11 protein-coding genes are annotated in these 13,559 nt (G+C 69.7%); 3 read left to right on the forward strand and 8 right to left on the reverse strand.

The features are described from left to right. Positions 1-25 precede the first annotated feature (25 nt). Both FF100_RS23660 and FF100_RS23665 read right to left on the reverse strand, forming a co-directional pair. Positions 26-748, reverse strand: a complete 723-nt coding sequence (locus tag FF100_RS23660) for a response regulator (RefSeq protein ID WP_139038222.1) — start codon at positions 746-748, stop codon at positions 26-28. Positions 749-940: 192 nt separating this feature from the next. After that, a complete protein-coding gene (locus tag FF100_RS23665) occupies positions 941-1,171 on the reverse strand; it encodes a hypothetical protein (RefSeq protein WP_139038223.1) in 231 nt (76 codons plus the stop codon). Positions 1,172-1,491: 320 nt separating this feature from the next. Between FF100_RS23665 and FF100_RS23670 the strand changes: the two genes are divergently transcribed. After that, the gene (locus FF100_RS23670; RefSeq protein ID WP_139038224.1) at positions 1,492-3,240 is read left to right on the forward strand and encodes an ATP-binding response regulator; all 1,749 of its coding nucleotides are present in this window, start codon (positions 1,492-1,494) and stop codon (positions 3,238-3,240) included. Positions 3,241-3,373: 133 nt separating this feature from the next. On the opposite strand, the gene FF100_RS23675 is transcribed toward FF100_RS23670, so the two are convergent. The 6 genes from FF100_RS23675 to FF100_RS23700 form a co-directional block, all read right to left on the reverse strand. Next, on the reverse strand, positions 3,374-3,664 hold the full coding sequence (locus FF100_RS23675; RefSeq protein ID WP_139038225.1) for a formate dehydrogenase subunit delta: 291 nt from the start codon (positions 3,662-3,664) through the stop codon (positions 3,374-3,376). Positions 3,665-3,688: 24 nt separating this feature from the next. Beyond that, positions 3,689-4,510, reverse strand: a complete 822-nt coding sequence (fdhD, locus tag FF100_RS23680; protein ID WP_246102284.1) for a formate dehydrogenase accessory sulfurtransferase FdhD — start codon at positions 4,508-4,510, stop codon at positions 3,689-3,691. Beyond that, entirely contained in the window at positions 4,497-7,358 is a 2,862-nt protein-coding gene (gene fdhF, locus FF100_RS23685; protein ID WP_139038227.1) for a formate dehydrogenase subunit alpha, read from the reverse strand. Before fdhF ends, fdhD begins: the two co-directional genes overlap by 14 nt. Positions 7,359-7,369: 11 nt before the next feature. Continuing rightward, a complete protein-coding gene (locus FF100_RS23690) occupies positions 7,370-8,932 on the reverse strand; it encodes a formate dehydrogenase beta subunit (RefSeq protein ID WP_139038228.1) in 1,563 nt (520 codons plus the stop codon). Then, the gene (locus FF100_RS23695; protein WP_139038229.1) at positions 8,929-9,426 is read right to left on the reverse strand and encodes a formate dehydrogenase subunit gamma; all 498 of its coding nucleotides are present in this window, start codon (positions 9,424-9,426) and stop codon (positions 8,929-8,931) included. The genes FF100_RS23690 and FF100_RS23695 overlap by 4 nt, the downstream gene beginning before the upstream one ends. 202 nt (positions 9,427-9,628) lie before the next feature. Next, positions 9,629-10,537 (reverse strand): LysR family transcriptional regulator, encoded by a 909-nt coding sequence (locus FF100_RS23700; protein WP_139038230.1) that lies wholly within the window; start codon positions 10,535-10,537, stop codon positions 9,629-9,631. A 312-nt stretch (positions 10,538-10,849) separates the two neighbouring features. On the opposite strand from FF100_RS23700, the gene coxB reads away from it, so the two are divergent. Next, entirely contained in the window at positions 10,850-11,722 is an 873-nt protein-coding gene (gene coxB, locus FF100_RS23705; RefSeq protein WP_139038231.1) for a cytochrome c oxidase subunit II, read from the forward strand. A 96-nt stretch (positions 11,723-11,818) separates the two neighbouring features. After that, positions 11,819-13,447 (forward strand): cytochrome c oxidase subunit I, encoded by a 1,629-nt coding sequence (gene ctaD / locus FF100_RS23710; RefSeq protein ID WP_139038232.1) that lies wholly within the window; start codon positions 11,819-11,821, stop codon positions 13,445-13,447. The last annotated feature ends 112 nt before the right edge of the window (positions 13,448-13,559 follow it).

Raw genomic sequence — 13,559 nt, forward strand, 5'->3', positions numbered from 1 at the left:
AAGCCCCCGGGGCGCGGGGCAGGGCTCAATCGCCGTCGGGACGGAACACGTATCCCATGCCGCGTACGGTCTTGATGAAGCGCGGGTTGCCGGGATCGGGCTCGACCTTCTTGCGGATGCGGTTGATCCGCACGTCGATCGCCCGGTCGAAGGCCTCGGGGTCGCGGGCATCGGCGAGGTCGAGCAGGCGCTCGCGGGTCAGGACGCGCTTGGGGTTGTCGAGGAAGGCCTTGAGCAGGGCGAATTCGGAGCGGGTCAGGATCTGCTCGGTGCCGGCCTCGTCGCGCAGCCGCAAGGTCTCGGTGTCGACGCGCATCCGGCCGAAGCGGAAGCCGCCCTCCGCCGGCGCCGGCTCGGGCGCCGGCCCGCGCGCCTGCGCCGCCCGGCGCAGGACCGAGCGGATGCGGGCGACGAGCTCGCGCAGCTCGCAGGGCTTCGGCAGGTAATCGTCGGCGCCGAGCTCGAGGCCGACCACCCGGTCGATCGGGCTCGCGGTGGCGGTCAGCATGATGATCGGCACGGCCGAGCGCCCCTTGAGGTCGCGCACGATCGACAGCCCGTCCTCCTCCGGCATGTTGAGGTCGAGGACGATCAGGTCGGGGACGATCTCGGCGAGCCGCCGGCGCAAGGAGCCGCCCCCGTCGCACAGGCTGACCTCGAACCCGTGCATCCGCAGGTAGTCGCCCACCATGGCGCGGGCATCGGCCTCATCGTCCACCACCACGACGTGCGGCGCCGGGGCCGTCATGATGCCGCCCACCGCGATCCGCGCCCCGCCCTCATCGCTGCACCCCCGTGCCGAAACGGCCCCGACGTCTCGCGGCCCATGCGAGACAATGCCGCGCCGAACGCTTTCCGTCCACGTGTCGTCGCAAGCAACGTCGCGGAGCCGGGGCACGACGCGACGATGATCCCCAATTGCAGGGCGGATCCCCCGGCCTCAGGCGAGCGTATGCGCGAGCCGCTCGGCGATCCGGACGCGTGAATCGGCCGAGAGCGCGCCGGGCGCCTCGGCCTCGATCAGGGCGGCGATCTGGGCGATGCTCGGGCCGCGCGAGCGCGAATCCTGCAGCAACGCATTCAAGGCGTCGAGGTCCTGACGCCAGGAGGGCGCGTCCTGCGTCAGGGGAGCGGCGCCGGCGCCGACATGTCCCGGGACCACGTGAAGCATGACGTGCCTCCGTTCTCTTCAAGCGTGGCGCTTGTAGGCGGCTTCTGTTGCACGAACATTGCGCCACGATCATCCCCGTCGCCGATGTGCTCCCGCGCACAAGTCGCGACCGTCAGGTGTTCGACGCGGCCGCGATCGTCCGGGCTTGGCCGCAAGATGCCGTCGCCTCGCCGATCGGTCGCGACCGGGAGGATCAAAGGAAGCGGTGGCCTTCGTCTGGCGCGACCTTGTCCCGGCTGGGCTGGCCGGCCAGGATGGCGGAACGACGCCCGGCGGGTTCTTCCGCGCAGGCCTCGCCGGCAAGGCCTCACGGACGGTCGATGAGCGACGACGACATCCTCTTCCTGCCGGACGACGAGCCCGGCGCGGGCCTACCCGCCGCCGCCTGGCCGGTCATGGTGGTCGACGACGATCCCGCGGTGCACGAGGGCACCCGCTTCGCCCTGTCCGGCTACAGCCTCGACGGGGCCGGGCTCGAGCTGGTGTCGGCCTATTCGGCGGCGGAGGCCCGGACCCTGCTCTCGGCCCGGCGCGGCCTGGCGGTGATCCTGCTCGACGTGGTGATGGAGACCGACGATGCGGGGCTGCGGCTCGTCGACTTCGTGCGGCGCGAGCTGAAGGACGACACCGTCCGCATCATCCTGCGCACCGGCCAGCCCGGCCAGGCGCCGGAGCGGCGCGTCATCGTCGATTACGACATCAACGACTACAAGGCGAAGACCGAGCTCACCGCCGACAAGCTGTTCACCAGCCTGACCGCGGCCCTGCGCGCCTACCAGCAGCTCAAGCGTCTGGAGGAGACGCGGCGCGGGCTCGAGATCATCATCGACGCCGCCCCGATGCTGCTCGACTACAAGTCGATGCAGCGGCTGGCGGAAGGCGTGCTGACCCAGGTCGGCTCGCTGCTCAACGTCGCCTGCGAGGGCATCCTGGTCTTGCGCGACCATGCCGGCCCGCAGGATGCGGTCAGCGTGCTCGCCGGCTCGGGCTGCTACCAGCACCTCGCCGGCAGCGACAGGCAGCAGCCCCTCGACGACGACGTGCGGGACATCGTCGCCCGCGCCTTCACCGAGCGGCGCCACACCTTCGGCGAGCAATGGTCGACGCTCTACGTCCACACCGCCAGCGGCAGCGAGATCGTCGCCCTCCTGAAGGCCGACCGTTCGCTGTCCGAGACCGATCGCGGGCTGATCGCCCTGTTCACCTCGCGCCTGTCGGTCGCCTTCGACAACGTGATCCTCTATGAGCAGTTGCAGCGGGCCAATATCGGCCTGGAGCAGCGGGTGGTGGAGCGCACCGGCGAGCTGATGCGGGCGAACCGGCGCCTCGCGATGCAGCGCTCCGACCTGCGCCGCGCCAACCAGCTCAAGACCGAGATCCTCGGCACGGTCGCGCACGACCTCAAGAACCCGCTCTCCGTCATCCTCGGCCGGGCCGAGATGCTCGGCGACATGATCGAGGCGCGGCCGCAGCCCGCAGAGGCGATGCACGCCCAGATCGGCCATATCCGCGAGACCGCCCGCCGGCTCACCGGCATGATCGAGACGCTGATCGCCGACGCGATGAACGACGCCCTCGACATCGTGCTCCGGCGCGAGCCGGTCGACGTCGCCGCGCTCGCCCGGGAGGTGTCGCAGGCCAATGCGCCGCTCGCCGAGACCAAGGGCCAGACCCTGCGCTCGGAGATCCCCGTCAGCCTGACCCTGCATGGCGACGCCGAGCGCCTGCGCGAGGCGATGGACAACCTGATCTCGAACGCCATCAAGTACTCGCCGGCCGACGCCGAGATCGTCGTCACGGTGGTGCAGGACGGGTCCGAGACGATCTACGCCGTGCGCGACCACGGGCCCGGCCTGTCGCCGGAGGATATCGGCCGCCTGTTCGGCCGCTTCCAGCGCCTCTCGGCCAAGCCCACCGCCGGCGAGGGCTCAACGGGGCTGGGGCTCTCGATCGTCAAGCGCATCGCCGAGCTGCATGGCGGCCGGGCGACCGCCGAGAGTCCCGAGGGCGAGGCGGGATCGATCTTCTCGATCCGCTTGCCGAATGGGCCTGGTGCCGCGTCCGCCTGATCGGTTCCGAGCCGATGAAGCGCGGGATCGCCTCTCTTGCCTGGGCGAGGGGTAGGGGCGATCGAAGATCGCGCAGGGTGGCGCATCTGCCGGTGTGCCGGCAGCTCAACGTCCAATCCTGAAGCGCGCCGCCTCAGCCCGCGTCGCTCGCCCCCAGCCCCTGCTCGTGCGGGTCCGTCACCGCGTTCGGGATCGGGCTGCGGGCCTTCGGGGTGATCTTCAGGGCGGTCAGGGCCAGCGGATCGAGACCGTGCTCCCCGTCGGAGCAGTGGGTGACGAGCTGGTCGCGCATCCGCGGGGTCCAGAACGACGTGATGTGCTTGTGGATGCCCGCCACCGCTTCGTCCTCCGGGTAGGAGCGAAAGAACGTGGCGATCTGGTTCGCCATGCGGACGAGCTTCTCGTGGGGATGGGCGGCGCTCATTGCAGAGAACTCATGGCGAAAAACTCACGGAACGGTCAGGCGCTCGGGCGCGGTGAACAGGGTCACGGTGTCGTGGCGGGCGATCGCCGCGAGCGTCAGGCCGTGGAGCGCCGCGCGCTCGACGGCGAGCGAGGTCGGGGCCGAGATCGCCACCAGTACCGCCGCCCCGAAGCTCGCGGCCTTCTCCACCATCTCGAACGAGCAGCGGCTGGTGATGACGAGGAAGCCGTCCTCGGGGCGGGTGCCGGCGCGCAGGAGCGCACCGATCAGCTTGTCGAGGGCGTTGTGGCGCCCGACATCCTCGCGCACGGCCAGGACCTGGCCGTCCCGATCGGCCCAGGCCGCGGCATGCACCGCCCGGGTCTCGCGGCCGAGCACCTGAAGGTCGTCAAGGGCCTGCAACGCCCGCTCGACCGCCGCGAGGGACACCGTGACGCCGGTGGCGGCCCGCCGCTCGGCCTTCGGGATGTCCTTGAGGTCGTCGATGCCGCAGACGCCGCAGCCGGTGCGGCCCGACAAAGCCCGCTTGCGGGCGAGGTGCTCGCGCAGGCGCCCCGGGGCGAGATCGACGACGAGGCGCAGGCCGCCCTCCCCGGTCTCGACGCGGGCACCACGGATCTCGTCCGCGCCCGCCACGATCCCTTCCGTCAGGCTGAAGCCGTAGGCGAAGTCGGCCAGGTCGGCCGGCGTCGTCATCATGACGGCGTAGGGCACGTCGCCATAGATCACGTTCACCGGCATCTCGACGGCGAGCGAGCGCTCCCCGTCCCGCTCGTCGCCGCGCCCGTAGGCGACGACCCGGGTCGGGGCGGGGAGGCTCGTCGCGACGCCGCTACTCGGCGGCATCGAGGGTCTGGGCGATGCGGGTGAGGGAGATGTCTTCCTCATAGAACCGGGCCTGCCAATCGGAAGGCCGGTTGGTACGACGAACCTGCACCGCCGTCACCTTGTACTCGGGGCAGTTCGTCGCCCAGTCCGAATAGTCGGTGGTGATGACGTTGGCGCCGGTCTTGGCGTGGTGGAAGGTGGTGTAGACCGCCCCCGGCTGCATCCGCTCGGTGACCCGGGCCTTGAGGGCGATGTCGCCGGACCGGCTTTCCAGGCTGATGAGATCGCCGTCGACGATGCCGCGGCTCTCGGCATCGAAGGGGTGGATCTCCAGCACGTCCTCGGGATGCCACAGCGAGTTGGCGGTGCGCCGCGTCTGCGCCCCGACATTGTATTGCGACAGGATCCGGCCGGTGGTGAGGATCAGCGGGAACTTCCGCGTGGTGCGCTCGTCCGAGGCGACGAACTCGGTGAGCATGAACCGGCCGAGGCCCCGCACGAAGCGGTCGACATGCATCATCGGCGTGCCCTGCGGCGCCTTGTCGTTGCAGGGCCACTGGATCGAGCCGAGTTCTTCGAGCTTGGCGTAGGACACGCCGGCGAAGCTCGGGGTCAGCCCCGCGATCTCGTCCATGATCTCGGACGGATGGGTGTAGTGCATCGGGTAGCCGAGGGCGTTCGAGAGCAGCATCGTGCCCTCCCAGTCGCCGTAGCCGCCCATCGGCGGCATCACCTGGCGCACCCGGCTGATCCGCCGCTCGGCATTGGTGAAGGTGCCGTCCTTCTCCAGGAACGAGGCGCCGGGCAGGAAGACGTGGGCGTACTTGGCGGTCTCGTTCAGGAACAGGTCCTGGACGACGATGCACTCCATCGCCCGCAGGCCGGCGGTGACGTGGTGGGTGTCGGGATCGGACTGGGCGATGTCCTCGCCCTGGATGTACAGGCCCTTGAAGGTGCCGGCGACCGCCTCGTCGAGCATGTTGGTGATGCGCAGGCCCGGATCGGGCGAGAGCTGCGCGCCCCACAGGGCCTCGAAGGTCTCGCGGGTCGCGTCGTCCGAGACGTGGCGGTAGCCGGTCAGCTCGTGCGGGAACGAGCCCATGTCGCAGGAGCCCTGGACGTTGTTCTGGCCCCGCAGCGGGTTCACGCCGGCGCCCGGCTTGCCGATATTGCCGGTGGCCATGGCGAGGTTCGCCATGCCCATCACCATGGTCGAGCCCTGGCTGTGCTCGGTGACGCCGAGCCCGTAATAGATCGCCGCGGCCCCGCCCTTGGCGTAGAGCCGGGCGGCCGCCCGCACCTCGGCCGGGTCGCAGCCGGTGAGTTCCTGCACCGCCTCGGGCGCGTGGCGCTCGTCGGCGATGAAGCGGGCCCAGATCTCGAAATCCTTGAGGTCGCAGCGCTCGCGGACGTAAGCCTCGTCGATCAGCCCCTCGGTCACGACGACGTGGGCCAGCGCGTTGACCATCGCCACGTTGGCGCCCGGCTTGACCGGAAGATGGTGGGTCGCCCGGATGTGGGGCGACTTGACGAGGTCGATCCGGCGCGGGTCGATCACGATCAGCTTGGCGCCCTGGCGCAGGCGCTTCTTCATCCGCGAGCCGAAGACCGGGTGGCCGTCGGTCGGGTTGGCGCCGATCACCAGGATCACGTCGGCCTCCTCGACCGACTTGAAGTCCTGGGTGCCGGCCGAGGTGCCGAGCGTCGACATCAGCCCGTAGCCGGTCGGCGAGTGGCAGACCCGGGCGCAGGTATCGACGTTGTTGTTGCCGAAACCGGCGCGGACCAGCTTCTGGACGAGGTAGGCCTCCTCGTTGGTGCAGCGCGACGAGGTGATGCCGCCGATCGAATCACGCCCGTACTGGGCCTGGATCCGCTTGAAGGCGGAGGCCGCGTGCTGGATCGCCTCCTCCCACGACACCTCGCGCCAGGGATCGGTGATCTTCTCGCGCACCATCGGCTTGGTGATGCGGTCCTGGTGGGTCGCGTAGCCGTAGGCGAAGCGGCCCTTGACGCAGGAATGGCCCTCGTTCGCCTTGCCGTCCTTGTAGGGCACCATGCGGACGATCCGGTCGCCCTGCATCTCGGCCTTGAAGGCGCAGCCGACGCCGCAATAGGCGCAGGTCGTGACCTTCGAATGCTCCGGCTGGCCCATCGCGATGACGGACTTCTCCTGCAGCGTCGCCGTCGGGCAGGCCTGCACGCAGGCGCCGCAGGAGACGCATTCGGAGTTGAAGAAGTCGGTCGGACCGGCCGCCACCCGCGAATCGAAGCCGCGGCCGGCGATGGTCAGCGCGAAGGTGCCCTGCACCTCCTCGCAGGCCCGGACGCAACGGTTGCAGACGATGCACTTCGACGGGTCGTAGGCGAAGTACGGGTTCGACTCGTCCTTCGGAAGATACAGCTCGGAGTTCTTCGAGACGTGGTTGGCGCCGTCGTAGCCGTAGCGCACCTCGCGCAGGCCGACCGTGCCGGCCTGGGTCTGCAACTCGCAATCGCCGTTGGCCGAGCAGGTCAGGCAGTCGAGCGGGTGATCGGAGATGTAGAGCTCCATCACGCCCTTGCGCAGGCGCGCGAGCTTGTCCGACTGGGTGTGCACCACCATGCCGGTCTCGGCCGGCGTCGTGCAGGAGGCCGGCGTGCCGCGGCGCCCGTCGATCTCGACGAGGCAGAGGCGGCAGGAGCCGAACGGCTCGAGCGAATCGGTGGCGCAGAGCTTCGGGATCTGCGTGCCGGCCTGCATCGCCGCCGCCATTACCGAGGTGCCGGCGGGCACGGTCACGCTCTGGCCGTCGATCGTCAGCGTCACGCTCTGGTCGGAGACGCGGATCGGGGTGCCGTAGTCGATTTCCTTGATGAGGGCCATGGGATGCGTCCTCACTCCGCCGCCAGCGGCAGCTTGGCGCCGCGGCCGGAGAAATCTTCCGGGAAATGGGTGAGCGCGCTCATCACCGGCACGGGCGTCAGCCCGCCCATGGCGCAGAGCGAGCCGTCGGTCATGACCTCGCAGAGGTCGGTGACGAGGGCGAGGTTTTCGCGCGGCGACTCGCCGGCGAGCACCTTGTCGATCGTCTCCATGCCGCGCACCGCACCGATCCGGCACGGCGTGCACTTGCCGCAGGATTCGGCGGCGCAGAACTCGAAGGCGAAGCGGGCCTGGCGGGCGAGATCGACGGTGTCGTCGAACACCACGATGCCGCCATGGCCGAGCAGGCCCTTCTTCGCCGCAAAGGCCTCGTAGTCCAGCGGCGTGTCGAGGAGGGTATCGGGGAAGTAGGCCCCGAGCGGCCCGCCGACCTGGACCGCCCGCAACGGCCGGCCCGAGCCGGTGCCGCCGCCGAAATCCTCGATCACCTCGCGCAAGCTCAACCCGAAGGCGGTCTCGATCAGGCCGCCGCGCTTGACGTTGCCGGCGAGCTGGATCGGCAGGGTGCCAAGCGAGCGGCCCATGCCGTAGGCGGCGTAGGCGGGACCGCCATGCTCCAGGATCCACGGGACGGCGGCGAAGGACAGCACGTTGTTGACGAGCGTCGGCTGGCCGAACAGGCCCTTGAGCGCCGGGATCGGGGGCTTCGCCCGCACGATGCCGCGCTTGCCCTCCAGGCTCTCGAGGAGCGAGGTCTCCTCGCCGCAGATATAGGCGCCGGCCCCGAGCCGCACTTCGAGGTGGAAGGCCCGGCCCGACCCCATCACGTCGGCGCCGAGGAAGCCCGCCCGCTCGGCCGCCGCGATCGCGGTCTCCAGGGCCGCGAAGGCGTGCGGGTATTCCGAGCGGCAATAGATGTAGCCGCGGGTGGCCCCGACCGCGACCGCGGCGATCGTCATGCCCTCGATCAGCGTGAGGGGATCGCCCTCCATCAGCATCCGGTCGGCGAAGGTGCCGGAATCGCCCTCGTCGGCGTTGCAGACCACGTATTTCTGCGGCGCTTGCGCCAGCATCACCGTGTTCCACTTGATGCCGGTCGGGAAGCCGGCGCCGCCGCGGCCGCGGAGCCCTGACGCCTTCACCGCCTCGACGGTGCCGGCGGGCCCTGCCGCCAGCGCGGCTTCGAGCCCGCGATAGCCGCCATGGGCGCGGTAATCCTCGACCGAGGCCGGATCGATGATCCCGCAGCGGCCGAAGGTCAGGCGCTGCTGGCGCGCGAGATAGGGATGCTCCTCGGGACGGCCGATGCGCAGGCGGTGCGCTCCGCCCTCCGCCAGGCCGGCATCGAGCAGCGATTCGATGTCGCCCGGCCGCACGGGGCCGTAGGCGATGCGCCCTTCGGGCGTCGCGACCTCGAGCAGCGGCTCCAGCCACAGCATGCCGCGCGAGCCGGTACGCACGAGTTCGACGTCGAGGCCGCGGGCTTGCGCCGCGCGGGTCAGCGCCCTGGCGACCCGGTCGGCGCCGAGCGCGAGGCTCGCGGCGTCCTTCGGGAGATAGAGGGTGATGCTCACGCGGCGCGCTCCGTCAGGGCATCCGCCAGGGTGTCGAGATCGAGGCGGCCGACCGGCTCGCCGTCGACGAGCGCCGCGGGACCGCAGGCGCAGAGGCCGAGGCAGAAGACCGGCTCCACCGTCACCCGGCCGTCACGGGTGGTGCCGTGCCAGGCGACGTCGTAGCGGCGCAGAACGTCCTCGTGCAGCGCGTCGGCGCCGACCGCCTGGCACGCCTCGGCCCGGCACAGCTTGACGGTGTGGCGGCCGGCCGGCTCGGCGCGGAAATCGTGGTAGAAGGTGAGGCAGCCGTGGATCTCGGCTCGCGACAGGTTCAGCGCGTCGGCGATCAGCGGCACCGCCTCGCCGTCGACGTAGCCGAAGGTCTCTTGCAGCGCGTGCAGGATCGGGAGCGTGGCGCCCTCGCGGTGGGCGTGCTCGGCGATGATTCCCGCCGCCCGCCCGGCGTCCCACGGCTCCCGGCTCGCGCCGCGAGCGTGTTCGTGGCTCGGCATGATTTCCAGCCCAGATCGTTATCGTTCTAGCCTGACCCTGGCCGGTCCAGGCCGTCGGATCAATCGCGCGGTTCGGTGGCACGACAAGGAATTTTTGTTAAAACGGGCTCTCTCGCGGGAGAAAGGCCGAGCGAGTGCCGGAGCTGCGACGAAAGTTCGAGGGGCTCGCACCCCGCGGGACGGGACCGGCCCGCCCGGATCGTCAGAGCGCCGCGACCTCCGCGGCGAGGTCGGGGGCGATCGCCCGCGCCTCGGACAGGAAGGCGGCGATGAGCGGGGTCATCGGATCGCGCTCGGGCACGACGAGGCCGATCGTGTGGCTGACATCCGGGTCGGTGATCGGCACCGCCCGCACCCGCTCGGTGAGGCGGAAGGTCTCGGCCAACGCCGCCGGCATGATGCTCGCCCACTTGGCGGTGCGCACGTGGGTGACGAGCACGATCATCGAGTTCGATTCGAGCAGCGGCGCCGGCTCGGCCCCGGCGGCGCGCAGGTGCCGGTCGATGATGCGGCGGTTCTGCATCGCCGGGGTGAGCAGGCAGAGCGGGATCCGCCCGACCTCGGCCCAGGTCACGCTCGCGCGCCCGCCATAGATCCCGTCGGCGGCGGTGAGCAGGCGATAATGCTCGCGGTAGAGCGGCAGGGCCGTGACGCGGCCGAGCGGCTCGTCCTCGATGTAGGTGAGCCCGGCATCGAGCTCGAGATTGGCGATCTGCCGGATGATCTCGTGCGAGGTGGCCGACTGCACCGTGAAGCGCACCGCCGGGTGGCGGGCCCGGAACGGCGTGGTCAGCGCCGCCACCATCGGGGTCGCGGTCGGCACCGCCGCCATGCGGAGCGTGCCCGAGAGGCCGCGGCGCAGGGCCGCCACCTCCTGGCGCATGGCGCGGGCGTCGCCGACGATGCGCCGCGCCCAGTCGAGCACCCGCTCGCCCTCCGGGGTGAAGCCCTGGAAGCGCGAGCCGCGTTGCACGAGAAGCACACCGAGCCGCTCCTCGAGTTGCTTGACCCCCGCCGAGAGGGTCTGCTGCGACACCCCGCAGGCCTGGGCGGCGCGGCCGAAATGCTGCTCGCGGGCGAGCGCCAGGATGAATTCGAGGCGCTCGATCATCGAAGGATCATGGAAGACTCAACCCCCCGTCGGGCCGCCCGAAGAGGCGCTTCCGAATCGCGCACGGCTGACCGGAATCATTCGAGCCTCAGGACGAATGTCCAGTGCCCACAGGCGATTTCCCGATGCCGATGCGACGCCAACGCCGTTGCGCTTGCGGCGGCATTGTGGTGAGAGACGGCGACCGGGTCTCGGCCGGCTACACGGCCGCAGGGCGGCGGGCCGGCGACCGACGGCCGAGACAGGACGGCGCTCCCGTTGCGCGGGCAGCCGTTGCCGGCACACAGCCTGTTGGGGAGCATCGAGGGCACCATGGGGATGGCGAGGGCGCAAGAACGGTCGACGGGCCGGGGCTTCTGGGGAGGCGCCGCGGCGCTGGCGACGACCGGGCTCCTCGGCAGCGTCACCGTGGCGAAGGCGGCGGGCATCGGCCAGCCGGTGCCGTGGCAGATGGACCTGCAGAAGCCGGTGACCGAGGTGGCGACGGAAATCTACAATTTCCATCACCTGCTGAACTGGATCATGCTGTTCGTCGTCCTGTTCGTGCTCGCCCTGCTGATCGCGGTGGTGGTCAAGTTCAACGAGACGAAGAACCCGACCCCGTCGCGCACCACGCACAACACGATGCTGGAGGTCGCCTGGACGATCGTCCCGGTGCTGATCCTGGTGGCGATCGCGATCCCGTCGTTCCGCGTGCTGCGCACCCAGCTCTCGGATCCGAAGGCCGACCTGATGGTCAAGGTCATCGGCCACGCCTGGTACTGGTCGTACGAGTATCCGGAGGCCGTCGGCGGCTTCAAGTTCGACGCCAACCTGCTCGAGGGCGAGGACCAGGTGAAGTCCGGCCAGCCCAAGCTGCTCGCCACCGACAACGAGATGGTGGTGCCGGTGAACAAGATCGTGAAGATCCAGGTCACCGCCGCCGACGTGATGCATTCCTGGGCGATGCCGTCCTTCGGCTTCAAGATCGACGCGATCCCGGGCCGCCTCAACCAGTTCTGGTTCAAGGCCGACCGCGAGGGCGTCTATCACGGCCAGTGCTCCGAGCTGTGCGGCCAGCGCCACGCCTACATGCCGATCACCGTGAAGGTGGTGAGCGAGCAGGCCTTCCAGGCCTGGACCGCCGAGGCCAAGACCAAGTTCGCCCGCACCGACGGCGGCGCCAAATTCGCGGAAGCCAAGTAAGGCCGACGCCGATTTCATGATGCGGGGCGCCGCCGGCGGCGCGCCCCGCCCCTTTCGACAGACCGACCGAGACCGATCCTCGAAGAGGCTGACCCCATGGCTCAAGCCGTCACGGCAGGGCACGACCACGCCCACGACCATACCCCACCGTTCTTCACGCGCTGGTTCAACTCGACCAACCACAAGGACATCGGCACGCTCTACCTGCTGTTCGCCTTCTCGGCGGGCATCGTCGGCGCGTTCCTGTCCTTCGGTATCCGGATGGAGATGGAGGCCCCCGGCCTGCAGTACTTCTCCAACCCGCAGACCTACAACGTGTTCGTGACCGGGCACGGCCTCATCATGGTGTTCTTCATGGTGATGCCGGCCCTCATCGGCGGGTTCGGCAACTGGTTCGTGCCGCTGATGATCGGCGCGCCGGACATGGCGTTCCCGCGCATGAACAACATCTCGTTCTGGCTGACGGTCGCGGGCTTCATGAGCCTCGTCTGCTCGCTGTTCGTCGAGGGCGCGCCTGGCGCGGTCGGCGCCGGCACCGGCTGGACGGTCTACCCGCCGCTCTCCACCGCCGGCCATCCCGGCCCGGCCGTCGACTTCGCGATCTTCGCGCTGCACCTGTCGGGCGCGGGCTCGATCCTCGGCGCCATCAACTTCATCACCACCATCCTGAACATGCGCGCGCCGGGCATGACCCTGCACAAGATGCCGCTGTTCGCCTGGTCGATGCTGGTGACCGCCTTCCTGCTGCTGCTGTCGCTGCCGGTGCTGGCCGGCGCGATCACCATGCTGCTGACCGACCGCAACTTCGGCACGACCTTCTTCGACCCGGCCGGCGGCGGTGACCCGATCCTGTACCAGCACCTGTTCTGGTTCTTCGGCCACCCCGAAGTCTACATCATGATCCTGCCGGCCTTCGGCATCGTCTCGCACATCATCTCGACCTTCTCGCGCAAGCCGGTGTTCGGCTACCTGGCGATGGCCTACGCGATGGTGGCGATCGGCGTCGTCGGCTTCGTGGTGTGGGCCCACCACATGTACACCGTGGGTCTCACGCTCCAGACCCAGTCCTACTTCGTGTTCGCCACCATGGTGATCGCGGTCCCCACCGGCGTGAAGATCTTCTCCTGGATCGCCACGATGTGGGGCGGCTCGATCCGCTTCACCGCCGCCATGCACTGGGCCGTCGGCTTCGTGTTCCTGTTCACCGTCGGCGGCGTCACCGGCGTGATCCTGGCCAACGCCGCCGTCGACCGCTACCTGCACGACACGTACTACGTCGTCGCGCACTTCCACTACGTGCTGTCGCTCGGCGCGGTGTTCATCATCTTCGCCGGTGTCTACTACTGGTTCCCGAAGATGACCGGCCGCATCATCCCGGAATGGGCCGGCAAGCTGCATTTCTGGCTCGCCTTCATCGGCGCCAACGTGCTGTTCTTCCCGATGCACTTCCTGGGTCTGGCCGGCATGCCGCGGCGCTATGCCGACTATCCGGAGGCCTTCGCCGGCTGGCATTACGTCGCCACCATGGGCGGCCACATCTTCGCGCTCGGCATGGTCGTGTTCGTGATCGGCGTGGTGCTGGCCTTCCGCTCCAAGGAGCGGGCCGCGGACAACCCGTGGGGCGAGGGTGCCACCACCCTCGAGTGGACCCTGTCCTCGCCCCCGCCCTTCCACCAGTACGAGACCCTGCCGGTGATCGTGGACGAGCCGTCCCACGCCCACTGAGCCTTGAGACCCGGTCCGCCGCGAAATCCCGCGGCGGACCAACATAAGCGAGCGGACGTGCCCCGCGATCGGGCGCACATCTCACGGAGGATCGCCGGTCCGGCGATCCTCG

It is taken from the genome of Methylobacterium terricola (genome assembly GCF_006151805.1).
GTDB lineage: Bacteria > Pseudomonadota > Alphaproteobacteria > Rhizobiales > Beijerinckiaceae > Methylobacterium > Methylobacterium terricola.